The sequence below is a fragment of the Pseudarthrobacter sp. Hb11 genome (genome assembly GCF_059383655.1).
Genome location: NZ_JBWZCM010000014.1, coordinates 45980 through 69339 on the forward strand (window position 1 = coordinate 45980; position 23360 = coordinate 69339).

The 23360-nt window shown below is 65.6% G+C and carries 21 protein-coding genes and 2 riboswitches; of the genes, 14 read left to right on the plus strand and 7 right to left on the minus strand.

Annotated features, from left to right (window positions below):
- Position 1 precedes the first annotated feature (1 nt).
- Positions 2-2488: a helicase-associated domain-containing protein gene (locus AC50X7_RS16285; protein WP_494979966.1), complete on the minus strand. Its 2487-nt coding sequence runs from the start codon at positions 2486-2488 to the stop codon at positions 2-4.
- Positions 2489-2498: 10 nt separating this feature from the next.
- Positions 2499-2732, minus strand: coding sequence for a hypothetical protein (locus AC50X7_RS16290; protein ID WP_494979967.1), 234 nt, complete (start codon positions 2730-2732; stop codon positions 2499-2501).
- A gap of 217 nt (positions 2733-2949) precedes the next feature.
- Here AC50X7_RS16290 and AC50X7_RS16295 point away from each other — a divergent pair, with 217 nt between their 5' ends.
- Positions 2950-3333 carry a cold-shock protein gene (locus tag AC50X7_RS16295; RefSeq protein WP_013599963.1) on the plus strand — a complete coding sequence of 128 codons (384 nt, stop codon included), beginning with the start codon at positions 2950-2952 and terminating at the stop codon, positions 3331-3333.
- 213 nt (positions 3334-3546) lie between these two features.
- Complete coding sequence (locus tag AC50X7_RS16300) at positions 3547-4197, plus strand: DUF3027 domain-containing protein (protein WP_494980000.1); 651 nt, start codon at positions 3547-3549, stop codon at positions 4195-4197.
- A 134-nt stretch (positions 4198-4331) separates the two neighbouring features.
- Here AC50X7_RS16300 and serC read toward each other — a convergent pair whose 3' ends face one another.
- Complete coding sequence (gene serC, locus AC50X7_RS16305) at positions 4332-5462, minus strand: phosphoserine transaminase (RefSeq protein WP_494979968.1); 1131 nt, start codon at positions 5460-5462, stop codon at positions 4332-4334.
- 277 nt (positions 5463-5739) lie between these two features.
- On the opposite strand from serC, the gene AC50X7_RS16310 reads away from it, so the two are divergent.
- The 10 genes from AC50X7_RS16310 (at position 5740) to AC50X7_RS16355 (ending at position 16969) form a co-directional block, all read left to right on the plus strand.
- Positions 5740-6435: an iron-dependent transcriptional repressor DtxR gene (locus AC50X7_RS16310; RefSeq protein ID WP_461189211.1), complete on the plus strand. Its 696-nt coding sequence runs from the start codon at positions 5740-5742 to the stop codon at positions 6433-6435.
- Between the two features lie 143 nt (positions 6436-6578).
- Positions 6579-6797, plus strand: a riboswitch (cyclic di-AMP (ydaO/yuaA leader).
- Between the two features lie 10 nt (positions 6798-6807).
- On the plus strand, positions 6808-7629 hold the full coding sequence (locus AC50X7_RS16315) for a M23 family metallopeptidase (protein ID WP_494980001.1): 822 nt from the start codon (positions 6808-6810) through the stop codon (positions 7627-7629).
- Positions 7630-7757: 128 nt separating this feature from the next.
- Positions 7758-7937, plus strand: a riboswitch (cyclic di-AMP (ydaO/yuaA leader).
- A gap of 70 nt (positions 7938-8007) precedes the next feature.
- Positions 8008-8730 carry a C40 family peptidase gene (locus tag AC50X7_RS16320; RefSeq protein WP_494979969.1) on the plus strand — a complete coding sequence of 241 codons (723 nt, stop codon included), beginning with the start codon at positions 8008-8010 and terminating at the stop codon, positions 8728-8730.
- 163 nt (positions 8731-8893) lie between these two features.
- The gene (locus tag AC50X7_RS16325) at positions 8894-9697 is read left to right on the plus strand and encodes an NlpC/P60 family protein (protein WP_494979970.1); all 804 of its coding nucleotides are present in this window, start codon (positions 8894-8896) and stop codon (positions 9695-9697) included.
- A gap of 259 nt (positions 9698-9956) precedes the next feature.
- Positions 9957-10457, plus strand: coding sequence for an HNH endonuclease (locus AC50X7_RS16330; protein WP_494979971.1), 501 nt, complete (start codon positions 9957-9959; stop codon positions 10455-10457).
- Positions 10458-10500: 43 nt separating this feature from the next.
- Positions 10501-11148 (plus strand): molybdenum cofactor guanylyltransferase, encoded by a 648-nt coding sequence (gene mobA, locus AC50X7_RS16335; protein ID WP_494979972.1) that lies wholly within the window; start codon positions 10501-10503, stop codon positions 11146-11148.
- A gap of 15 nt (positions 11149-11163) precedes the next feature.
- Entirely contained in the window at positions 11164-11457 is a 294-nt protein-coding gene (locus AC50X7_RS16340) for a DUF6457 domain-containing protein (RefSeq protein WP_307096466.1), read from the plus strand.
- Positions 11454-12833, plus strand: coding sequence for a molybdopterin molybdotransferase MoeA (locus AC50X7_RS16345; protein WP_494979973.1), 1380 nt, complete (start codon positions 11454-11456; stop codon positions 12831-12833). The genes AC50X7_RS16340 and AC50X7_RS16345 overlap by 4 nt, the downstream gene beginning before the upstream one ends.
- Positions 12834-12863: 30 nt before the next feature.
- Positions 12864-13751, plus strand: a complete 888-nt coding sequence (gene fdhD / locus AC50X7_RS16350; RefSeq protein ID WP_307096464.1) for a formate dehydrogenase accessory sulfurtransferase FdhD — start codon at positions 12864-12866, stop codon at positions 13749-13751.
- A 179-nt stretch (positions 13752-13930) separates the two neighbouring features.
- Entirely contained in the window at positions 13931-16969 is a 3039-nt protein-coding gene (locus AC50X7_RS16355) for an alpha-mannosidase (RefSeq protein ID WP_494979974.1), read from the plus strand.
- A 226-nt stretch (positions 16970-17195) separates the two neighbouring features.
- Here the strand turns inward: AC50X7_RS16355 and AC50X7_RS16360 are convergent, their stop codons facing one another.
- Together AC50X7_RS16360 and AC50X7_RS16365 are read right to left on the minus strand one after the other, a co-directional pair.
- Positions 17196-17933 carry a hypothetical protein gene (locus tag AC50X7_RS16360; RefSeq protein ID WP_494979975.1) on the minus strand — a complete coding sequence of 246 codons (738 nt, stop codon included), beginning with the start codon at positions 17931-17933 and terminating at the stop codon, positions 17196-17198.
- Positions 17930-18667: a hypothetical protein gene (locus AC50X7_RS16365; RefSeq protein WP_494979976.1), complete on the minus strand. Its 738-nt coding sequence runs from the start codon at positions 18665-18667 to the stop codon at positions 17930-17932. Before AC50X7_RS16365 ends, AC50X7_RS16360 begins: the two co-directional genes overlap by 4 nt.
- Positions 18668-18911: 244 nt before the next feature.
- Here AC50X7_RS16365 and AC50X7_RS16370 point away from each other — a divergent pair, with 244 nt between their 5' ends.
- Both AC50X7_RS16370 and AC50X7_RS16375 read left to right on the plus strand, forming a co-directional pair.
- Positions 18912-20555 carry an ABC-F family ATP-binding cassette domain-containing protein gene (locus AC50X7_RS16370; RefSeq protein WP_494979977.1) on the plus strand — a complete coding sequence of 548 codons (1644 nt, stop codon included), beginning with the start codon at positions 18912-18914 and terminating at the stop codon, positions 20553-20555.
- Entirely contained in the window at positions 20552-22465 is a 1914-nt protein-coding gene (locus tag AC50X7_RS16375) for an ABC transporter ATP-binding protein (protein WP_494979978.1), read from the plus strand. The genes AC50X7_RS16370 and AC50X7_RS16375 overlap by 4 nt, the downstream gene beginning before the upstream one ends.
- Here the strand turns inward: AC50X7_RS16375 and AC50X7_RS16380 are convergent.
- Positions 22462-22884 (minus strand): NUDIX hydrolase, encoded by a 423-nt coding sequence (locus tag AC50X7_RS16380; protein ID WP_494979979.1) that lies wholly within the window; start codon positions 22882-22884, stop codon positions 22462-22464. The genes AC50X7_RS16375 and AC50X7_RS16380 overlap by 4 nt on opposite strands.
- Entirely contained in the window at positions 22881-23360 is a 480-nt protein-coding gene (locus tag AC50X7_RS16385; RefSeq protein ID WP_494979980.1) for a DUF6314 family protein, read from the minus strand. Before AC50X7_RS16385 ends, AC50X7_RS16380 begins: the two co-directional genes overlap by 4 nt.

A 23360-nucleotide genomic window follows, 5' to 3' on the forward strand; every position in this document is an offset into this window, starting at 1 on the left:
TTCACTGGCGCAGTTCCTCTGCGGCCTCAATATCGATAATGCGGTGGATGGACAGCACCCGTTCGGTGTCCTTCGCGGGGTCGAAGACCCGCACCCGTCCGCCGCTTACTGAGAGGGGAACAACAATTTCCAGGTTGGCATTCCCCATGCCGTCCACCACGTTCATGCTGATGCGCTGCTTGAGCCGGATGGCACGCTGCAAGGCTTCCAGGCCGAGCTGCGTGGCTGCCTCACCTGTCTGGTCACCTTCCGGGGTGTGATGATTCCCGACGGCGGCAGGACGGTGCCGCAACACATCCAGTTGCGCCTGGACTTCTTCCGCCGGCGGAGCTGTCCGCGGCGCGGTGTAGATGGGCCGGGACGGGGTGTGCGGTACAGGAGCGCGCCGGAGCCGGAGCACCGGCTGCTCCGAATCGTCAAAGGAGGGGGAGAGGCCCAGGCTCCGGAGAGCCTGTGCTGTTTCACGCGGCGGCGCCGAAGAGATGAGGACGGTGGGCGCAATCCGCACCAGGCCCAGCCCCTCCGTTTTCGGTCCGGACAGCAGCTCCAGCAGCGCACCTTCATCCTCGCTCTGGACGAAACTCGCCGCTGCGCCAACCCGCAGCCGGCCGTGCCGGGCGGCAGTATCCTCCACCAGGTACTGCAGTGGCTGGGGTACTGCGGTGGCCGAGTGCTCCCGCAGGAACTCCAGCACGGTGGAGGCACTATGGCCGGCGTCCAGCGCCCGGCGGATGGAACCGGGCGAGAACCGGTAGATGGTGGCCGGCCCCTGGCCTTCAGCGTCGGCCATCAGCAGCAGTTTTTCGGTCAGCGCGGGGGCAAGGTATCCGGGTGCTACGGCGGTGAGGTCTGCCTGGAGCAGTACGTGGTTCAGCTCCGCGGGCAGGTGCTCACCCAGGATGGAGAGAGCGGCGTCGGGTTCATCGTCCGCGATGGCGCTTCCGAGCTGGCTCAGGGCCCCCGAGCCGAGCAGGCCGAGTATTTCGGCTTCGGCCAGGACTCCGCGGATCAGGGAGCTGAAGCGCCGGGCCATCCGGGGCTGGGCCCACTCGGCGCGCTGGAGCACAGCTGCAGCGTCCAGGACCGGCGCTGTTCCGTCAGGGGCCGATGCCTCACACGTTAGTTCATTCAGGATCTCCAGGATCCGTTTGCGCACCACGGGGGCGTCCGGACGCTGCGCCTCCGCCGACAACGCGATAATGGTGCTCCCGGAAGCCGCGCGGTGCGCAGATGCTCCCGGGGTTCCGTTGATCGGCTGTCCCACCAGGGACGGCACGCGCTGGCTGGCCAGCCAGGCATTCACCAGCCAGAGCCATTGTTCCTGCCGGGGCAGGACAAGCCACTCCAGCTCCGGCGGCTGAACCCACGACGACGAATCGACGTCCAGGCGGATCAGCCCTGCAAGCCCACAGAGCTCAAGGAGAAGCCCGGTACGGGGCTGGTCGATCCGCAGCAACTCAGCCAGCCGCCTCATCTCCCGCACGCCCACGCCTCCGCTGCGGAGGGTGGCCAAAGGCTGGTCCCGCACGGCATGGAGTACTTCACCCACCAGCCGCAGGGTTTCACTGATGGCCCCCAGCGCCGCATTCCGCCGTAAGGCGGCGCTGGTCCGGCCAAGCTCCGGGACCGGCGGCGCAAGGCTGAAGTCGTTGATGATGGCGCCACCGCGCAGCGAGAGCCCCACGCTGTGCGGCAGCTCCACATGGGCAGCGTCCAAGGGCACCAGCAGGCCGCGCGCCAGTAGCCAGTCGATGGGCCCGACGTCGGATCCCTCAGTGGCGATGGACGCCTTGCGTTGCGCTTGGGGGACGGCACCCATGGCCCAGTTCCGGAACCGGGCGAGCAACGCGGTGGTCCGTTCCGGAGCCGTGGCCAGAATGTCCTGGAGGGCCTCGGGCGAGGACGTCCAGTGCTGCAGGGCGAGCGCTGCCTCCATGGGTGTTGTGGCTCCATGGATGGCTGCGCCGCTGCGGTGAAGTTCGGACACGAGCTGCACCGCGCGCTGCGCGAACGCCGGCTGGAGGCGCACCAGCTCTGTATAGCTGCGGCCAAGGCCGGCCGGATAAATTCCCACCACGTCCTTGAGGCTGCCAACGGGGAGGTAGTACCGCTGCTTGTTGCCGGTGGCGGGTGCGCCATGCGGGGGTTCCGCACGGTGGACCAGGGCAAGTTCCTGGAGAGCGGCCAGGATCCGCTCCACAGCGGCAACGGTGGAACCCGAAATCAGTTTGCGCAATCCAGCCGCGGAGGCACTGTGCTCCGTATCAGTGTTTGTGGACAGATGGAGCGTTTCCAGGACCTGCATCTGTGGCCGGTTGAGGCGCTCCAGCGCACGCTGGACGCTGACGCGCCCGCTCGCCCGTGCAGCGAGGGCAGCGAAGTCCGGCACAGCGGGGGAGATGAGGTCCGGCCGCGCGTCGAACAGCGCCCGCAGCGAGTCGTCGCTGCGTGCCTCCAGGTCCTTGCTGAGCGCGCGAATGAGGGACATCAGTCCAACGTTACCGCCCGCCCGGTTTTCCTGCCCGCCGGCGTCCGGCAACGCTGTCCAGAACAAGGAACAGCATCAGGAGGAACGCCAGCGGCAGGCCGTAGAGTGCCGTGTAGGTGACCCAGGCCGGAGCCACGGAACCGGCAAAGGCGAATGCCATAACGGCAGCCACCGCGGCCAGTGAAAGCACGGCAATAACTGCGGCGAGGATCGTCAGTGGACGCCGGTAACGCGAGGGTGTCATAAACGTAACGCTAACAGCCCGGTCTGACAGCGCAGCCACGGTTCAGTGTGCCGTTGCGGAGAGCCGTCGAAAGCAGGATTACGGCACGGGGCAGGATAACCTTGAGGGATACAGACCAACACGGTCTCCAGCCGTCATACCCTGAACCCGCACAACACTGCGGATGCGGTGATGGCCGGCCGTGTCTCAAGACGTCAGAACGAAGAAGGTTGATTACGTGCCTACCGGCAAGGTCAAGTGGTATGACAAGGAAAAGGGCTTCGGATTCCTCGCGGGAGAAGACGGCCAGGAAGTTTTCCTGCCCAAATCGTCGCTGCCCGAGGGCGTAACAGAGCTGAAGGCCGGCACCCGCGTTGAATTCGGTGTAGCCGACGGCCGCAAGGGAGCCCAGGCCCTGGGCCTGCGCGTGCTGGACAAAACACCGTCCATCGCTAAGGCAAAGCGGCCCAGCGCAAAGGACCTCGCACCGCTGGTCCAGGACCTCGTGACTGTTCTGGACAACCTGTCCGGAACCCTTTCCAAAGGCAAATACCCGGAAGGCAATAAGGGCAAGGCCATCGCCGCCGCCCTGCGTAAGGTTGCCGACGAGCTGGACGTTTAGGCCCTCATGAACCCGGAAGCTGATCAGCAGGACCCGGAGTACACAACCGCCGAGCCCGGCGGCTTGGAGATAACGGCCCCGGAGTCACTGGATCCGGTGTCGTTGGTCTCGGAGACGCTGGACGTCGAGTTGGTGGACCCGGTGTCGGTGGACCCGGCATCGGTGGACCTGGTGGCGCTGCAGGCAGGTGCCGCAACGGGCGGGGACGCCGGTATTGCTCCCGCTGCTGCGGGCCTTTCGCCTGTAGGCCCGGCGCCGGCGACGGCCAAAACGGCCAAGCCCCGCGCCGGGGTGCCTGTTTGGCGGACCGGCAAGCCGGACGCCTTCCTCGCCGCTGCCGCGGACACGGCACGGACCGCCATTGCCGGCATCACTGCGGCGTCGGACATTGGGCGGCACCTTGCAGTCAAGAGCGAAGGCGACCGGCTGGTGACACACCTCTTCGAGTGCAGGCTGCCCGGCTACGCAGGCTGGCAGTGGTTCGCCGTGCTGACACGGAACTCGCGGTCCAAGGTGGTCACGGTCAACGAGCTCGGTCTCCTGCCGTCCGAGGACTCCATATTGGCCCCGGAATGGGTTCCGTGGGCAGAACGCGTCCGGCCGGAGGATGAGCAGGAACAGGAATCCGGCGAAGCCGACGCCGGTCAGCCGGAAGCCGACGCGCTCGAAGACGACGCCCACCAGGCTGACACGCCGGAAGCTGCCGCCGCCGAGCCCGCTGACGGCGTTGCTGCGTCTCTGGACGCAGTAGGCAGCCTGGACGGTGAAGGGCTGGAAAATGAAGCGCCGGAAAGTGAAGCCCGGGAGGCTGAAGCCGAAGATGCGCAGGAACAGCGCGCAGGGCGCGACGCCGATACAAATTAGCGCCCGGAATCGCGCCCAGGCGCGGAAACTGAGCTACGACGCACAAACGGCGCCGGTCGGGCAGAACCCGGGCGGCGCCGTCGTACGTTAAAGCCGGTGCGTTGCGGTCAGCCGGGGTGGCCCCGCAGTTGCGATTACTTGCGCAGTTCGCCCACTACGTAGTCGATGCTGGCCAGAAGGGCGGAAACGTCGGCTGGCTCAATTGCAACAAACGTTGCGATGCGCAGCTGGTTGCGGCCGAGCTTGCGGTAAGGCTCGGTGTCCACAATCCCGTTGGCGCGCAGGACCTTGGCCACCACTGCGGCATCCACTGTCTCGTCGAAGTCGATGGTGGCGATGACATTGGAGCGCTCGTCCGGGTTGATGACGAACGGAGTGGCGAACTCCGATGCCTCAGCCCAGCTGTAGATACGGCCGGCAGAATCTGCCGTGCGCGCGGAAGCGAAGTCCAGGCCGCCGTTAGCGTTCAACCACTGCACCTGCGCGTCCAGCGTGACCAGAGTGGACAACGACGGGGTGTTGTAGGTCTGGTTCAGGCGTGAGTTGTCAATGGCCGTCTGCAGGTCCAGGAAATCCGGGATCCAGCGGTCGCTGGCCTTGACCCGTGCTGCGCGTTCCAGGGCGGCAGGGGAGAACAGGCCAAGCCAGAGCCCGCCGTCGGAGGCAAAGTTTTTCTGCGGGGCGAAGTAATAAACATCGCTCTGCGCAACATCAACATCCAGCCCGCCGGCAGCAGAGGTGGCGTCGACGAGCACCAGTGCGCCCTCGTCTGCACCGGCAACACGCTTCACGGGGGCTGCGACGCCGGTGCTGGTCTCGTTCTGCGGCCAGGCGTAGACGTCTACGCCCGCTTCGGCCTGGGCCGAGGGGCGGGTGCCGGGCTCAGACTTGATGATGGAAGAGGCACCCAGGAAGGGCGCCTTGTTGGTGGCCGCGGCGAATTTTGACCCGAACTCACCGAAGGAAAGGTGCTGGGCCTTGTTTTCCACCAGGCCGAAGCTTGCAATGTCCCAGAACGCCGTGGAACCGCCGACGCCGAGTACCACTTCGTAGCCTTCGGGGGCGCGGAAGAACTGGCTGAGGCCCTCGCGGACGGAACCGACGAGGTTCTTGACCGGGGCCTGCCGGTGGGACGTACCCAGGATGTTCTTCGACGCCGCGGACAGCGCATCAATCTGCTCCGGCCTGACCTTGGACGGCCCGGCGCCGAACCGCCCGTCCTTGGGCAGGAGGTCGGCGGGAATAGTGATGCTGGTTTCGCTCACAGGTGCTCCAGTTTCGGCATGGACACGGCTTTGGTCCGGACGGGGGTTGATGGCCGGCAGTCACTGATGGCTGCTGCCAGGGCCTCCCTCATTCTGCCTTGTTGGGCTGTATCGGCGGGAACCGGAAGCGTCATAGTCCAGCCAATGAGACGGTCCTGCGGCCATCGGCAACTATTCGGACAAAGTCAAAATAGGCTAAGCTTTTCCACGGACTACGTCGCAGTGACGGCGATACGGTGGGACAACGCAAGGTACTGCGCTCGAGGAGCTGAGCTGGATGACGGATCTGATCGATACTACGGAGATGTACCTTCGGACCATTCTGGAGCTCGAGGAAGAGAACATTGTTGCCCTGCGTGCGCGTATCGCCGAAAGGCTGCGCCACTCCGGACCTACCGTCTCCCAGACCATCGGCCGGATGGAGCGGGACGGCCTGGTGGTTGTCTCGGGCGACCGCCATCTGGAGCTCACCGAGACGGGTCGGAAGCGCGCCACGGAAGTGATGCGCAAGCACCGTCTGGCTGAGCGGCTCCTCGCCGACGTGATTGGGCTGGACTGGGCATACGTCCATGACGAGGCCTGCCGCTGGGAGCATGTGATGAGCGAGCGGGTGGAACGCCGTATCTACGAGATGCTTAACCACCCCACCGAGTCTCCGTACGGGAACCCGATTCCCGGGCTGGCCGCCTTGGGCGGGGTGCCGTCCCCGGGCTTTGCCGATGGAGCCATCAGCCTCCTGGAAGCGATGAAGTCCTACGGGCCCGCCTCAGCCGTGACTATCAGCCGGCTTGCCGAGCCCATCCAGGTGGAGCCGGAACTGCTCTCGCAGCTGGATGAGGGCGGCATAAGGCCGGGGGCTGCTGTGTCGCTGGAGCGGGTGGGGGACTACATCTCCGTCCGGGTTCCCGGCATTGAAGGGGCACTTGAGTTGCCTCCGGAGGTGGCCGCGCACGTGTTCGTGGCCGTCCGCTAGCGGGCTGGCCGGCGCGCCTCGTTACCTCATGTGAGGTGGGTTACGCAAAGATAACGGAATTGTTACTTTGGGCGTTAACCCTCTATAGTTGAACCGAAGCGTTGATATTAAAGCGTTACCTGATCTGGAGCCGAGCTCTGCCAGCGGATCAGGAGCATGAGTCGTAACTGGCAGAGGCGGGGGAACCACAAGCGGCAGCCGGGGGACTGCCTTGGGGTGAAGTCCGTCAGCAGCAAGCCTCTTCCAGCGAAGGATCCCTCCGGGGATATCTCTGTGCCGAAGCTTGCTTACGGCGGACCGGGTCTTTGAACTCTCTGACCCGAATCCGACAGCTAACTTCGCAGGCTTTCCAGAGAGGAACCCTTCTTGACCATGCACAATTCCAGGGGACGCCGCCGCGCGGCGGTCCCTGCTTCGACACCGCGCGTTGTCGAAGTCATCACCTCGGAACGCCCCCGCGATCCGCACCGTGATGCGCGCCGGCGTCGGGGTCCATTCCGTCAAATTACCGAGTTCGCTGCTGCCAGCGGCATCGGCCAGAAGGCCGGCGTCGCCCTGGCCGCCACCGGACTGGTGCTCACCGTGACCGTACCGGCCACCAGTCCCGTGATGGCTACGGATGCCTCAGGGAGCTCTCCTGTTGCCGCGTCCGCTGTAGCCCCACAGCCCAAAATTTCCGCGGAAGCGGAGGCCGAAATAGACTTCAGCCGATCCGCCGTGGTCACCGAAGCGGACCCCGACGGGAAGCTGAAACAGCTGCTCAGTGCCCAGTCTGCGGGCGCCATCACCCGCGCCGCTTCCACCGGAAGCCTCGGTGCCCCGCTCGCTGCATTGAGCACTGCCTCGCCCTTTGGTTACCGCGTCAGCCCCATCACGGGAGGCTCCGGTGACTTCCACCGCGGACAGGATTACGTAGCCCAGTGCGGCACCTCTGTTCTGGCTGCGGCCACCGGAACCGTTACCTTTGTGGGCTGGCACGAGTACGGTGGCGGCAACCGCGTTGTAGTGGACCACGGCAACGGCCTGGAAACCACGTACAACCACCTCTCCTCTTTCAGCGTGAAGGAGGGGCAGACAGTATCCCGCGGGGATGTTGTGGCCCTCAGCGGGACCACGGGAGCCTCCACAGGCTGCCACCTGCACTTCGAGGTCCAGGTCAACGGCGAAGTTGTTGACCCCACGGGCTGGCTTTAGTCAAGTGACGGTGAACTATCAAATGATGTTGACCTGCCGTGACCTGAATGTGACATTCAAGCAAAACTGCTGTACCGTCTAACTCGCGTCAACTTTTCCGAAGTTGACGCTCTTGTGCGGATTGCCTAACTCTGCCACCGCTCAAGGTCCGTTCGCATTTCATCGTCTGGCAGGGGCGGGGGAACCAATTATGGCCTTCAGTTTGAAGGCCTTGGGGTTAAGTCGCAAAAGCTTCCCAGGAAGCCGCGCGGCCGGGTGACTCCCATCCGAATCCGACAGCTCACCTCGCAGGCATTGGGAGAGGCTACCTTCGTGTCTTCACGCCATAATTCTGCGCGCCACCGTGCGCAATCGGTTCGTACCAACCCCCTGGACACCATGTCCAAGGCTGTTAGTGCCAATGCCGGGACAGTAGGTCGCCAGGCTGCAGTTATCGCTGCTGCGTCCGGCCTCGTCCTGACCTTGGGCCTGCCGGCCAACGCGGCGGACACCACCGCTGGTGTCTCTGCTTCCACCGAGTCCGGGTCCGCGCAGTCGGCCCTCGCGGTCACTGCGGCACCCACGGCTACCGTGTCCTTCGAGCGTCCGGTGGTCAAGACCATCGCCGCTCCCGTGCTGGAGCCGGTGACTGTCCAGTCAACTTCTGATGACGATGACACGGCCGCGGCCACCGACACGGACACCGTTTCCACAGAGTCCACCGCATCGGTTTCCACAGAGACCACCGCATCGGCAGCAGCAGAGAAGGTCGTGGCCACCGCGTCCTCCGCTGCCACCTCCGGCATTGCGGCCATCGCGTACACCGGCATCGGCAGCCCGTATGTGTGGGGCGGCACCACCCCCAGCGGCTGGGACTGCTCCGGCTTCACCCAGTGGGTTTACGCCCAGGCCGGCATCAGCATCCCCCGCGTCAACGCCTGGACTGCGATGAAGCCCACGTCCACGCCGCAGCCGGGCGACCTGGTTATGCAGAACGGCGGTGCGCACGTCGGCATCTACGTTGGCAACGGCATGATGATCAGCGCCTTGAACCCCTCGCAGGGAACGCTCCTGCACTCGGTAGCTGCTACCGGTTCCTCCGCGTTCTACACCATGAACTAGTTCTTCGACCTTACGGTCCAAGGGCTTTTTCTTTGCCCAAACGCTTTTCGCTAAATCACACATCCCCCGTTCGGGGCGTGCCGGCGTACCCCCAAGATGCCGGCACGTCCAGTCACCTTTGGCTGCCTACATGCGGTTTGAAGGAAAACGAAAGAGAGAACTGATGACTACTCGTGCAACCGCACGGCACCGCGCCGAGGTCACCAAAACCAACTCGCTCGCCATCATTGCCAAGGCTGTCGGCGACAACGCCGGCGGCGTAGGACGCCAGGCAGCTGTCATCGCAGCTGCTTCCGGTCTGGTCCTGACCAGCGGCCTGGCTGCCAACGCTGCTGACGCCAACGTTCAGCGCGACTCCGCTCCGGCTTCCACCCTGGAAGTTGAAGCAACGGTTGAGGCTCCCATCTCGGCTGCTTCCACCATTGCCATCACCTTCGAGAAGCCTGCCGTGACCACCACGCCGGCTCCCGTTGTGGAAGCTCCGGAGCCCGAGGTTGAGGTTGAGGTTCAGGAAGCAGCTCCGGCTCCGGCTCCGGCTCCGGCTCCCGCGCCCGCTCCCGCCGCAGAGACGGCCGCTGTTGCCAAGGTGACCGCCACGGCTCCGGCCGCTGCAGCCCCCGCCGCTCCTGCCTCGGCAAGCGGCAAGGGCGCAGCCATTCTGTCCGCCGCCTACGCCCAGCTCGGCGTTTCGCAGGACTGCACCATGCTGGTGACCAACTCCCTGGCTGCCGTGGGCATCAACTTCCATGACTGGCCTGCCGGTTACCTCTCCCTGGGGCGCACCGTGAGCGCCGCCGAGGCTCAGCCGGGCGACCTCATCTACTACGCCGACGGTGGTTCCGGCATGGCCCACATCGCCGTCTACGCCGGCAACGGCCAAGCGGTGCACGGCGGCTACAACGGCAACCAGACCGTTGTCTTCAGCGCCAACGTGGGCTCCGGCCCGGTGTTCATCCGCGTCAACTGACATCCTTGCAGCCCGCGCTTAGCGGTTGATCAAGACACATCAGGACCCCTGCCCTTGCGGCGGGGGTCCTGTCTGTTTAAACCCCGGGTCCATCTGCCCGGGGCACTAATTGCCAGCCGGACGCGGCGGCCCGGGTCAGGAATTAGCTGATAGTGCACTTCTTTGTTTACTCTTGTGGTGTCGATCCATAGCCCGGACCATGCCGAGGGCAGCCGGCCCTCGTGCCCCTGACCGGGTGCGGCCGTGAAGAGGTACGTGCATGCGCACTCTCGTTCTGAATGCTGGATATGAACCGCTGGCGGTTATTACTTTCCGCCGGGCGCTGGTGCTTGTGCTCACGGGCAAGGCGAGCGTTGTGGCTGAAGGGGACGAGCCCGTAGTGGGTCCCCAGGAGATTTTGGGCCGCCCGTCCGTGATTCTCCTGAACCGCTACATCCGCCCCAGATATAACCAGTCCACAGCTGTGAGCCGGCGCGGGGTGCTGAGACGTGACGGGCACAAGTGCGCCTACTGTGGAAAAGCTGCCCACACCATTGACCATGTCCACCCCAAGTCGCGCGGGGGTGCGGAGTCCTGGGAGAACCTGGTGGCCGCCTGCCTGCGGTGCAACAACGTCAAAGGTGACCACACCCCGGCAGAAATGGGCTGGAAACTGCGGTTTGTCCCTGAGCCTCCGCATGGCACCATCTGGCAAATCAAGGAACTCGAGAAACCCACGCCCGCTTGGGATCCGTTCCTGCTGCCTGAGCGCGCTGCCTGATCGGGGTAGGTCGCCTTCGCCGTCCCCGGACTAGGCTGGGGGAGTGGAGCAAAACCGGTTGGACTTCGACGCCGTGATCCTGGCCGGCGGCCGGTCATCCAGGCTGGGCGGGGTGCCCAAGCAAGGGCTCGTCTTTGAAGGTGCCACTCTCCTGCAGCAGTCGCTTGCCGCCGCCTCCGGTGCGTTCCGCACAGTAGTGGTGGGCCCGGACGCCGGCGCTCTCCCCGCAGGTGTGCTCTCCTGCCGGGAGCAGCCGGAATTTGCAGGACCCGCCGCGGCTGTGGCTGCGGGCCTGGCGGTTCTGGCCCAGGCCGGAAACGAAAGTGCGTACACCCTGGTAATGGCATGTGACATGCCCCGTATCTCGGCTGCCGTGGAGGTGCTGACGGAGGCACTGGAATCGCGGGAGTTCCAAGTTGACGGACTCATGGCCTGTGGCGAAGACCGCAGGCCCCAACGGCTGGCCGGGTTTTACCGCACAGACAAGTTAAAAAGGGCGGCCGAGGAACTGGCGTCGCAGGACACCTTAATCAACGGCTCCATGCGTGCACTCCTTGCTAGTCTGGACCTGCAGCTTGTCACCGTCCCCACCGGTTCCACGGACGATGTGGATACCTGGGATGATGCCGCCGCACTAGGAGTTGACGCCGGGATCCGGGACGAGTTCCAGGACCGGCGCGGCAGCAGTTGAATTGGGAGGCAGTTCGTGAAAAGCCAGGATGAGACGCTGGAAGAATGGTGCAGGTCCCTGCTCCAGGCCTATGAGCTTGAGGACGTCCAGGTGGACGTTAATGCCATCCTGGCCCTCGCCGGTGTAGCGGCCCACTCCGTTGTACGGCCGGCGGCGCCACTGACAACTTTCATCGCCGGGTACGCCGCAGGCCTTGCCTCAGCGGCCGGACGCAGCACCGATGCGGCGTCGATGGAAGGCGCCCTGGCCGTGGCACGTTCCCTGGCTGCCGACTACGATGCTGAAGCCGCCGGGACTCCCGGCGAATGACCGAGGAGCCCGGGGAAGAACGGAGTTCAACCGACCTGCCGGAGGCGCCGCGGCACCTGGCCCACACCTGGAAGGAAGCCCGGCTGGCCGCTTTCGAGGCGGCCACGCCAATTCCTGCCGGTCCCGTTCCCCTGCATCTGGCGCTCGGGCGCAGGCTGGACCAGGACATTGTTGCACTGCAGGACATGCCCCACTACGCCTCCTCTGCCATGGACGGCTGGGCGGTCAACGGGACTGGGCCATGGATCCTGGCGGAACCCGGGACCAGGCTGGCGCCGCACCAGGCGAGCCCCATCGTTACCGGCGGGTTGATTCCGCCCGGCGGAAAAGCGGTGCTGCGCAGCGAGAGCGCAGTGTTGGACAAGGACGAGGACGGCTTGCCTGTCCTGGTCACCGGAGGGAGCGCCCGGCCCGGCGAGCCGCGCAACGGCCAGCACATCCGTAAAGCCGGGGAGGAAGCCCTGGCAGGTGACGTGCTGGTCAAGGCAGGAGCGAAGCTCAACCCTGCCCATCTCGCATTGGCTGCCCTGGCCGGCTACGACGAGTTGCAGGTCCAGGGCAAACCCCTGGTCCGGCTGCTGCTCACCGGCTCCGAAGTTATCGAACAGGGCGTGCCCGTCCCCGGCCAGGTGCGGGACACTTTCGGTCCACAACTGCCGGCAGTCGTGGACATGCTGGGAGGAATAGCAGGGGAACAGCAGAGGATCGGGGACTCCTATGACGAGTGGCTGACCGGCCTGGAAGACGTTGTGCCTGAGGCGCCCGGGGCTCCGGACCTGCCGGCCGACGTCGTCATCACCACGGGCGGGACCGGTCGCTCAGGTACAGATCATCTCCGCCAGGCAGTGGCAGAACTGGGCGGGCGGCTCGTCATCGATGGGATCGCCATGCGACCGGGACACCCGGCTGTCCTGGCGGAACTGCCGGACGGCCGTTTTGTACTCGGCCTGCCAGGAAACCCGCTCGCCGCGATGATGGCGCTGGTCACCGTAGGCGCACCGCTGCTTTCCGCGTTGGGCCACGGCAGCCTGCCTGAGGTCCAGGAAGTGCCCTGCGGAAGCATGATCGAACCAGACCCCGGGCGCACGCGACTGATGCCGTTCCGGCTCCTCTACGGGATGGCATCTCCGTCCCAGCACACCGGCCCGGGCATGATGCGCGGGCTGGCGTCGGCCGACGGTGTTATGGTTGTGCCGCCGCACGGCGTTCAGCTCGGCGAGCTGGTGCCGGCCGTTGCCTTGCCCTGGGGGCCACGCATCCCGTCCGCTGCTGAATCTGCCGGCAACGCAAAGCCGAGGAGCGCCGCGCGGCCGGGCAGGACAGCTCCCAAGGCGGCCGCCAGCGGCCCCGTGGACTGGAGCGCGCTTCTTGGCTGATGATGGACTAATGAATAGGCAGGTGTGGGAATGGGCCGCGTGACCCAGCGCCGGAAGGTGCACAAGTATGTCCTCGACGGTTCTCCGAAGGCCCTCGAGTTTCCGGTCCGGCACCGTGAGGATGTCCTCGCCGTCGAGGAGCCGTTGGAGATCCGGCTGGGCCAGCTCTCCTTCTCTGTCACCATGCGGACCCCCGGTGACGACTTTGACCTGGTGGCCGGCTTCCTGGTGTCCGAGGGCATCATCTGGAGCTCCGAGCAGCTCGTGTCACTGCGTTTCTGCGCAGGTGAAGATGAAAATGGCGTCCAGACGTTCAACGTGGTGGAAGTCCAGCTGCGGCCTGACGTGACAGTCCCGTCCATCGGCCGCCACATCTACACGTCCAGCTCCTGCGGCATCTGCGGTACTGATTCCGTGGAGTCCGTCCGGAAGTCCTCGCGCTACAGCCTGGCGGACGATCCTCTCAATATCGACGCCGAGGTCCTGGCCTCGCTGCCGGGGCTCCTGCGCAAATCGCAACGGCTCTTCGAGGACACCGGGGGAGTGCACGCTGCCGGCCTGTTCAAGATCAAGGACGACGGCGGCGTGGAACTTTTGTGCCTCCGCGAGGACGTAGGGCGCCACAACGCCGTGGACAAGGTAGTGGGCTGGGCGCTGCGTGAAGGACTGCTCCCGCTCCGCGGCACCGTCCTCCAGGTATCAGGGCGGGCGTCCTTTGAGCTGGTACAGAAAGCGGCGCTGGCGGGAATTCCCGTGCTCGCTGCCGTCAGCGCCCCGTCAAGCCTCGCTGTGGAACTTGCGGAAGCCAGCGGCCTGACGCTGGCCGGTTTCAGCCGGGGAACCAGCCTCAATATCTATGCCGGCGACCACCGGATTGTCAGGCCCGTGGCCCAGGTCCCTGCCAGCGCACGTCCCTGACCCGCCGCGTCCCTGACCCCGCCCGTACTGCCTTCCGTATACGCGGCAGGTCACCTTTTCAGGAAAACGCTTTATTGGGGATGTTATCCGCAGGCATTGGCGAGTAAGCTACCAGCGGGTAGTTTTATCCACCGAATGGACACGATGGTCCATATTTCCAGCGCTGAAGAGGGCCAACATTGCATGACGATCGCCGGATCACGGAAGTCCGCCTCGAAAGATTCGTCCGCGAACGCATCAACCCAGGCGTGTACACCCGGAGCCTCCCCCTCACCCTGAGCAGCTGGGACGTGCCGGACGAACCGGTCCCGGCACTCGAGGCTATGCGGCAGAACTTCCAGCCGCAGGAACACTGCGCTCCCTGGGGAAAGCCGTGGGGTACCAAGTGGCTCCGCCTCCAAGGCGAAGTTCCCGAGTCATGGGGCACGGAGCCGGATACCACCGTCGAAGTCGTGGTTGACCTCGGCTTCACCATCGAAGTGCCCGGTTTCCAGTGTGAGGGCATTGCGTGGCGCGCCGACGGCACCATCATCAAGGCCGTGTCGCCCCGGAACCAGTACATTCCGCTGAAGCTGCTGGGAGGCGGCATGGCAGTGGACTTCTATGTCGAGGCCGCCGCCAACCCTGATGTCGCCCAGGGCTGGACGTTCGCGCCCACCCCGTACGGCGACAAGTCGACGGCCGGAACAGCGCCCCAGTACAGGCTGGGAAACATAGCCATCGCAGAGTTGCACCAGACGGTCTGGGAACTCCAGCAGGACATCTGGACCCTGTCCGGCCTGATGGCGGAGCTGCCTTTGGAGCTGCCGCGGCGGCATGAGATTCTCCGGGCACTTGAGCGCATGATGGACGTGATGGATCCCGACGACGTCGCCGGAACCGCAACAGCCGGCCGCGCCGCCCTCGCCGAAGTGCTGGCACGGCCGGCGTACGCGTCGGCGCACCAGCTGGTTGCCACCGGCCATGCCCACATCGACTCGGCTTGGCTTTGGCCCGTCAGGGAAACCATCCGCAAATGCGCCAGGACGTTCTCGAACGTGGTGGCGCTAATGGATGAATACCCGAACTTCGTTTTTTCCTGCTCCTCCGCCCAGCAGCTGGCCTGGATCAAGGAGTACTACCCTGAACTTTTCGGCCGGATCCGGGAAAAGGTGCGGGCCGGACAGTTCGTACCCGTGGGCGGCATGTGGGTGGAGTCCGATACCAACATGCCCGGCGGCGAGGCGATGGCGCGTCAGTTTGTGGAGGGTAAGAGCTTCTTCCTGGCCGAGTTCGGCGTGGACTGCCAGGAAGCGTGGCTGCCGGACTCCTTTGGGTACTCCGCGGCACTGCCACAGATCGTCAAGTCCGCCGGTAGCCGGTGGTTCCTCACCCAGAAGATCTCCTGGAACCAGACCAACAGGATGCCGCACCACACCTTCAACTGGGAGGGAATCGACGGCACCCGGCTCTTCACCCACTTCCCGCCGGTAGACACCTACAATTCCCAGCTCAGCGGACGCGAACTCGCCCATGCAGAGCGGAACTACCGCGACCACGGCCGCGGCACCGTGTCCCTGGTGCCCTTCGGCTATGGCGACGGCGGCGGCGGCCCCACCCGGGAAATGCTTGCGGCTGCCGCCAGGACAGCGGACCTGGAAGGCTCGCCGAAGGTGCGGATCGGATCGGCGGAGAGCTTCTTCCAGCAGGCCGAGGAGGAGTACCCGTCACTGCCCGTGTGGGTGGGCGAGATGTACCTCGAACTGCACCGCGGCACCTACACCAGCCAGGCCCGGACCAAAAAGGGGAACCGTCGCAGCGAACACCTGCTGCGCGAAGCGGAACTGTGGTGCGCAACGGCGGCCGTCCGCACGGCGGGTTCGTTTGCCTATCCCGCCGCCGAGCTCAAGAGGCTGTGGCGGCTGGTGCTGCTGCAGCAGTTCCACGACATCCTTCCGGGCAGTTCCATCGCCTGGGTGCACCAGGACGCTGAACGCAATTACGGGGCCGTTGAAGCTGACCTCGAAACGCTGATCGGCCAGGCCGCCAAGGCAGTGCTCGGCAGCGGGGACCGGAAATTCCTGCTGAATGCAGCACCGCACGCCCGGGAGGGCGTGCCGGCGCTGGCAGCCGGGGAGCCGGTGGCGTCGCCAGTACCGGCCCGGGGTGCAGCCCGGGACGCCGGCTTTGTGCTGGACAACGGCATCATCCGGGCAGTCCTGGACGCGGACGGTTTGCTCACCTCCCTTCGGGACTACGCCAGCGGCCGTGAGGCAATTGCCCCGGGGCAGCGCGGCAACCTGCTGGAACTGCACCGCGACACCCCCAACGAGTGGGACGCGTGGGACATTGACGAGTTTTATCGCCGCAATGTCACGCCGTTGACATGTGCGGAGTCGGTGCGGCTCACGGACGATGAGGGCGAGGCTGCCGTGGTGGTCGAGCGGATGGCCGGGTCCTCTGCCATCACCCAGCGCATCAGCCTTGCCGCCGGAAGCCCTTCCCTTTCCATCACCACGTCCGTGGACTGGCAGGAACAGGAAAAGCTGTTGAAGCTTGGCTTCGCTCTGGATGTTCGTGCGGACCGGTCTGCGGCGGAGACGCAGTTCGGGCACGTCTTCCGCGCCACGCACACCAACACGTCCTGGGAAGCGGCCAAGTTCGAAATCTGTGCGCACCGCTGGATCCACATGGCGGAGCCGGGGTACGGCGTTGCCGTTGCAAACTCGTCCACCTACGGCCACGACGTCACCAGGAGCATCAGGGAGGCCGACGGCGGCACCACCACCACGGTGCGCCTGTCGCTGTTGCGTGCCCCGAAGTTCCCCGATCCGGACGCAGACCGCGGACGTCACGAGCTGACGGTCACGGTCCGGCCGGGGGCTGGCATTGCCGATGCTGTCCAGGAGGGCTACCGGACAAATCTCGCTCCGCGGATGGTCACCGGCGCCTCGCCGGTGGAGCCGCTGTTTTCACTGTCCAACCCCGCTGTGGTCATCGAAGCAGTCAAGCTGGCTGAGGACGGCTCCGGGGATGTGATCGTCCGGTTGTACGAATCGCTGGGGCAGCAGTCGGCCGCAAGGCTCACCGCAAACTTCCCGGTACGGCGGGTCAGTGCCGTCGACCTGCTGGAACGCAGGGTCGAGGCTGCCGGCGTGGAAGCCGGCCCGGACGGGGCGGAGCTGCTCCTGCGGCCGTTCCAGTTGGTGACCCTGAGGTTTGCCTGCGGGCAGGAATAGATCCCGGCCAGCCGTAGGAAGTCGCGGAGGAATACTAAAGGGGCCTTAAATGGCTGAGTGGGGGCGGTCCCCAACGGCCGCCACCACTCATCCCCCCAAAGCGTGCAAAGGCCCCCGGAGGCCGCATTCGTTCAAGAAAGTATCCCCGTTCGTAAACGCCCCAGCCCCCACCTTCACACATTCATGATTGTTTCACATTCTAATGTTTTTGTGAAAGCCCGGAAGGTTACGTTTCGGTAGATGTCCTTTTCAGCCCGGGGCTCCTGCTGTTTTTCACCCTGGCTGCCCAAATGAGGGCGAGGCCGAGGACGAAGCAGAGCACTGCCGTGTAGTTGACGACGAATTCCAGTGCGCCCCACTCCGGCGGCACCACGGGGAACAGCAGGGTGAGGGCAATGGCCATTCCGCCCAGGGCCAAAAGCCCGGCCGCAAGCCGTACCAGCACGGGAAGCCTGCTGCCAACTGCGCGGACCATGGCTGGAATCAGGACCACAGAGGCGTATGAAGGGTAGGCGCGTCCGGCTGCCCCGTAGTACTCCACCAGGATGAAGTTGAGCTCGCTTTTGCCTGAGGTCGCCGACAGCCCTGCCGAGGAACCCACCGTGTCCATCAGGAAGAACAGGATGGTCATCACCAGGGAAATGACCAAAAGTACCATCATGCCCAGCCTGCCTGTGATGAGCCGGTAGGCGTGGTCTGCTCCAAACCCCCGGGTCACCCGTATCCCGACGAAGTAGATCGCCGCGAAGATGATGAAGCGCAGCAACAGGTTGGCGAGGTTGATGCCCCCCAACGCTGCATCCACCGCGATGTAGGGCGCCTCAATGCTCAAAAAAATAGCCGCGGTCATCAGCGCGAAGATATAAAAAAGGGACCTGTTCTCTCCCCGAAGCGCGCTGGGTATCCGGGCCGCTGCGATGAGGCCGCAGGTGGCCAGCGTTGACCACTGAAGGATTTCGATCATCCCAGGTTCTCCCAAATCTTTTCTGTCTGCGCCTGGTCCTGTTCCTGGCGGCGTAAAACTTTGCCCAAGGCCTGCAGCCGGTCACCGGCCAGGACGGCGAGGTCGCCGTCGGACAGGCCGTCCAATGCTGCCTGGCGGGCGTCGGGAGGCCAGCCCGCCTCTTCCTCCGTGATCAAGCCGGTGGCCACCAGGCCGCCGGCGGCTCCAACACCTGCCGCCCGCGCGGTGGCCACCGCCAGCTCCGCTGAAAGCCGGTTGGCAGTCAGTTGCGCGGAGTAGTTTTGCGGGGCAATGCCGGTAGCGGCGGAAACGCGGTGCCGCACTTCGCCGTCGTCAATGGCATCAACCCAGTTCTTGACGGACGTGGCGTGCGGCGCCGGCGACAATGCCGGCGGCTTGTGCCCCGGACCCCCGGCAGGGTCCATCCCGGGGCGGGCCAGCATGGCACGCAGGAGGTCGGCGGTGGAAATTTGGCTGATCAGCTCGCAGCGGGCAGGCGGCTGCTGGGGGCCGGCCAGCTCCCGGTACGGTTCGAAGTCGGCCAGGGCAGCCACCGGGTTGATGTTGTAAGCGCGGCTGATGCTGACCACCGTGCTTACAGAGACTTTCCCCCGCACCAGCTGCTGGGCCAGGGTGGTCCGCTTGATGCCGGAGATCCTGCATACGTCCGCCGTACTGGCGTCCGGCGCTATGCCTTGCAGCCAGCGCTGGAACGCCTTGGCGGGGAGGGTCATGGACGGCTTTCTGCAGAACGGATGGTTTGTCGATTTTAGCCTGCCGCTTTCACGCCGATTTTACCCGCACCCCTGATTCGACTATGCTTGATGGTCGAGCCCGTTGGTCCGTACACCCCCCAAGTCCGGACCGGCGGGTTCTTTTATGTCCGGGCTCCGGGCGCCGTCCTCCTGACGGAATGCAGAGGCTTTGCGGGCCGAAAGGCGCCAGACCTGCTGCGCGCTCCGGTGAAAGGATGGATCCATGACTGCGACCCTCGTTGCGAAGGATGTTTCAGGCGGTCACGACCACCGGCTGCTCTTCTCCGAACTTTCCCTCACCGTCGCGCCCGGTGACGTTGTGGGTGTTGTGGGGTCCAACGGTGCCGGGAAGTCCACCCTGCTGCGCCTGCTTGCCGGCGTCGACCAGCCGCAGGGCGGGACCGTAAGCCTTGCTCCCGCTGACGCCTTTGTGGGCTGGCTTCCCCAGGAGCACGAGCGTGTTCCCGGCGAAACGGTGGCTGCCTACATTGCCCGGCGGACCGGCTGCGCCCAGGCCACAGCAGAGATGGAGTCCACCGCAGAGGCGCTGGGATCCGGCGCGCCTGGAGCCGATGACGCCTACGCACTGGCTTTTGACCGCTGGATGGCTTCCGGCGCCGCGGACCTGGACGACCGCATTCCCGCCGTCCTTGCCGATCTGGGCCTCGGAACGGGTGCCGACGCCGAGATGACGGGTTTGTCCGGCGGCCAGGCGGCACGAGTGGCGCTCGCAGCCCTGCTGCTCAGCCGGTTCGACGTCGTCCTTTTGGACGAGCCCACCAACGATCTTGACCTGGCCGGACTTGCGAAACTCGAGGACTTTGTCCGCGGACTGCGCGGCGGGGCTGTGCTGGTAAGCCACGACCGGGAGTTCCTGGCCCGCTGCGTCACCACAGTGGTGGAACTGGACCTGGCGCAGAACTCCGTAGCCGTTTACGACGGCGGCTATGACGCCTTCCTGGAAGAACGTGCAGTGGCGCGCCGGCACGCGCGCGAGAAGTTTGAGGAGTTCGCGGCCACCAAGGCGGACCTGGTGTCCAGGGCGCGCACGCAGCGCGAATGGAGCTCCCAGGGCGTTCGGAACGCTATGAAGAAAAGCCCGGATAACGACAAGATCCGCCGCGCCGCCAGCACCGAGTCATCCGAAAAGCAGGCGCAGAAGGTACGGCAGATGGAATCACGTATCGCCCGGCTGGACGTGGTGGAGGAGCCCCGGAAGGAATGGCAGCTCCAGTTCTCCATTGGCAAGGCGCCGCGCTCAAGCGCCGTGGTGGCCACCCTCCGCGACGCTGTGGTGCGGCAGGGCAGTTTCACCCTCGGTCCGGTCAACCTTCAGCTCAATGCGGGGGAGCGGATCGGCATTACGGGTCCCAACGGCGCCGGCAAGTCCACCCTGCTGCGCCTGCTTTTGGGTGACCTGGCACCGGAGTCCGGCAACGCAGCCAGGGGCGCTTCGGTGGCCGTCGGCGAAATCGACCAGGCCCGCGGGCTCCTGGCGGGCCACCTTGCCCTGGCTGACGCCGTCGAGGCCGTCCTGGTGGACCTGAACCCGGCCGAGGTCCGAACCCTGCTCGCCAAGTTCGGCCTCAAGGCGGACCACACGGCACGGACCGTTGATTCACTGTCCCCGGGCGAGCGGACCAGGGCTGCTTTGGCCCTGCTGCAGGCGCGCGGGGTGAACCTGCTGGTTCTGGACGAGCCAACCAACCATCTTGACCTTCCGGCCATCGAACAGCTTGAAGAGGCGCTGGAAAGCTACGACGGCGCCCTGCTGCTGGTGACGCACGACCGGAGGCTGCTCGAAAACGTGCGGCTGGACGTACGTTGGAATGTGGACAACGGAACCGTAACGGAGCAACAGCAATGAGTATGGAACGGGTCGCCTGGGGCTCCCTCTACAACATCACCCGGGCCAAGAGCGGCTCCAAGCCGTTCTCCAAGGCCACCCTGAAGCGTGTCCTGGGATTTGCCCGGCCGCACCGGGGCAAGCTGCTGGCCTTTGTGGCACTGTCCATTGTGATGGCATTCCTCGCCGTGGCCACCCCCGTCCTGGCAGGTCAAGTGGTGGACGCCATCGTGGCCAAGGCCGCCGCCGAGGAGGTGGTCCGCCTTGCCGTGCTCATCGCCGTGGTGGCCGTGGCGGAAGCGGGCCTGGGCCTGGTGAGCCGCTGGCTCTCCTCCACCATCGGCGAGGGCGTGATCGTGGACCTGCGCACCAGGGTCTTCGACCACGTGCAGAAGATGCCCATCGCGTTCTTCACCCGGACCCGCACCGGAGCCCTCGTCAGCAGGCTGAACAACGATGTTATCGGTGCCCAGTCCGCGTTCGCCGGCACCCTGTCCGGTGTGGTCAGCAATGTGGTGGCCCTGATCCTCACGCTCATCGTGATGCTGGGCACCTCCTGGCAGGTGACGGTCCTGGCCATGATCCTGTTGCCGATCTTCCTTCTCCCTGCGCGGAGGATGGGTTCCAAACTTGCGGACCTGCGCCGCGAGGCGGCAGAGCACAACGCCGAAATGGGCACCCAGATGACCGAGCGCTTCTCGGCCCCCGGCGCCACCCTGGTTAAGCTTTTCGGCCGCCCGGACGAGGAATCCCGGGAATTCGCCGTCCGCGCCGGACGCGTCCGCGACATCGGCGTCCGGACCGCCATGCTGCAGTTCACCTTCGTGACGGCCCTGACGCTGGTCTCCGCGCTTGCGCTCGCCCTCGTGTACGGGCTGGGTGGCTGGTTCGCCATCACCGGGCAACTCGCGGCGGGCGACGTTGTGGTGCTGGCCCTGCTGCTCACCCGGCTCTACGCTCCGCTGACGGCACTTTCAAACGCCCGCGTGGAAATCATGAGCGCCCTCGTCAGCTTCGAGCGCGTTTTCGAAATCCTGGACCTCAAACCCCTCATCCAGCAGAAACCGGACGCCGTGCCGGTTCCGGCCGGCCCGGTTTCCGTGGAGTTCGACGACGTCCGCTTCGCCTACCCCTCCGCGGACAAGGTTTCACTGGCGTCCCTGGAGGAGGTGTCCACCCTGGACACCCGGGGCGGAGAAGAAGTGCTGCACGGCATCAGCTTCCGGGTGGAGCCCGGACAGACGGTGGCGCTGGTGGGATCCTCTGGCGCCGGCAAATCGACCGTCGCCCAGCTGCTGGCACGGCTTTACGACGTGGACTCCGGCGCGGTGCGCCTGGGCGGTACCGCGCCCGGCACCGGGCTGGACCTGCGCGACACCACCTTCGACTCCCTCCGGGACACGCTGGGCATGGTGACGCAGGATGGCCACCTCTTCCACGAAACCATCGCCTCCAACCTGCGGCTCGCCAGGCCGGACGCCACGGACGAGGACATGTGGGAAGCGATCCGGCAAGCCCGGCTCGAAGCCATGATCCGCTCCCTGCCTGACGGGTTGGACACGGTGGTGGGTGAACGGGGCTACCGGCTGTCCGGCGGTGAGCGCCAGCGGCTCACCATTGCCCGGCTGCTCATCGCCCAGCCCCGCGTGGTCATCCTGGATGAGGCGACAGCGGCGCTCGACTCCACTAACGAAGCTGCCGTGCAGGCTGCCCTGGGTGCCGCGCTCGAGGGGCGTACCGCCGTCGTGATTGCACACCGTTTGTCCACCGTTCGTGCCGCTGATGCGATCCTGGTGGTGGAGGACGGCCGGATTGTGGAACGCGGGACCCACAACGAACTGCTGGCTGCCGAAGGCCGCTACGCGGAGCTGTACCGAACGCAGTTTGCCGAGGCAACAGCAGTGGCCCAGGAAGCAGTGCCGGAGTTCTAGGCTTCGCTCCGGGCGCCTGCAGGCCTGGCAGCCAGTTCCGGAAGGATATGGTCCGTCAGCAGCGGGGCGAGGTCCGCGGGCAGTTCGCCATCCAGGTCCAGCCACCGGATTTCCGCAATTTCGGCGGACGGATGGGCCTCCCAGGTGCCCGGCGCCAGGAAGACGGTGGCCTCGATATCGGTGGCGGCCTCGTTGGCGGCATCCGCGATCCAGACCCCCATCAGCTGCAGCTCCCGCGGATCGACGACGATGCCCACCTCTTCGGCCAGTTCCCGGGCCGCCGTTTGTCCCGCGGTTTCCCCCGCTTCCGGTTTGCCGCCGGGATGCATAAACATGGAGGTTCCGCGCTTCCGCACTGTCAGGAGCCGGCCGGTGTTGTCGAAGACGCAGACGGCGGACACCACGATGCGGGCCTTCATGTGTCCTGCCTTGGATACCGGACCAGGCGCGAAGTCAGCAGGAGGTCCTTCTGCGGCCCCGTCACATCCCAACTGTAATCGAAGCGGTTTTCGTCCTCGTAGGCGTACGCGACGCGGTAGGTGTCGGGATCGCACCAGTGTTGATCCAGGTTTGCCTCGGGCGTGAAACTCATGGTGTGGAAGGGGCGGCCGTCCGGAAAAAACACGTCCAGGGCGTCAGGGCGGTCTGCGGTCTTCAGCAGGTATTCCCGGGAGGCGGGGCCGGTGAAGGTGGGCCAGCGCATGATGCCTTCCTCGCGCAAGGCCAGGCCGCCGTCGTGCGCCGGGACAAAGTGCACGACGCCGGAAAAGGTTCCGCGGGTGCCGTTTGCCCGGTCCAGAAGGTCCCGCTTGACGGTCCACTGCCCGGACTCCGCAGGAGCGGCCGGGCCGAGCAGGTAGGCGCGGAGTGCGAACCCCGGGGGAGGAAAGTTCAA

Coding starts and splice junctions, on each gene's coding strand:
- AC50X7_RS16360 (WP_494979975.1), bottom strand. CDS start 17,933: ATGATCGAAATCCTTCAGTGGTCAACGCTGGCCACCTGCGGCCTCATC.
- AC50X7_RS16325 (WP_494979970.1), top strand. CDS start 8,894: ATGACTACTCGTGCAACCGCACGGCACCGCGCCGAGGTCACCAAAACC.
- AC50X7_RS16330 (WP_494979971.1), top strand. CDS start 9,957: ATGCGCACTCTCGTTCTGAATGCTGGATATGAACCGCTGGCGGTTATT.
- AC50X7_RS16285 (WP_494979966.1), bottom strand. CDS start 2,488: ATGTCCCTCATTCGCGCGCTCAGCAAGGACCTGGAGGCACGCAGCGAC.
- AC50X7_RS16370 (WP_494979977.1), top strand. CDS start 18,912: ATGACTGCGACCCTCGTTGCGAAGGATGTTTCAGGCGGTCACGACCAC.
- fdhD (WP_307096464.1), top strand. CDS start 12,864: ATGGGCCGCGTGACCCAGCGCCGGAAGGTGCACAAGTATGTCCTCGAC.
- AC50X7_RS16290 (WP_494979967.1), bottom strand. CDS start 2,732: ATGACACCCTCGCGTTACCGGCGTCCACTGACGATCCTCGCCGCAGTT.
- AC50X7_RS16380 (WP_494979979.1), bottom strand. CDS start 22,884: ATGAAGGCCCGCATCGTGGTGTCCGCCGTCTGCGTCTTCGACAACACC.
- AC50X7_RS16375 (WP_494979978.1), top strand. CDS start 20,552: ATGAGTATGGAACGGGTCGCCTGGGGCTCCCTCTACAACATCACCCGG.
- AC50X7_RS16310 (WP_461189211.1), top strand. CDS start 5,740: ATGACGGATCTGATCGATACTACGGAGATGTACCTTCGGACCATTCTG.
- AC50X7_RS16345 (WP_494979973.1), top strand. CDS start 11,454: ATGACCGAGGAGCCCGGGGAAGAACGGAGTTCAACCGACCTGCCGGAG.
- AC50X7_RS16320 (WP_494979969.1), top strand. CDS start 8,008: ATGTCCAAGGCTGTTAGTGCCAATGCCGGGACAGTAGGTCGCCAGGCT.
- AC50X7_RS16365 (WP_494979976.1), bottom strand. CDS start 18,667: ATGACCCTCCCCGCCAAGGCGTTCCAGCGCTGGCTGCAAGGCATAGCG.
- AC50X7_RS16315 (WP_494980001.1), top strand. CDS start 6,808: ATGCACAATTCCAGGGGACGCCGCCGCGCGGCGGTCCCTGCTTCGACA.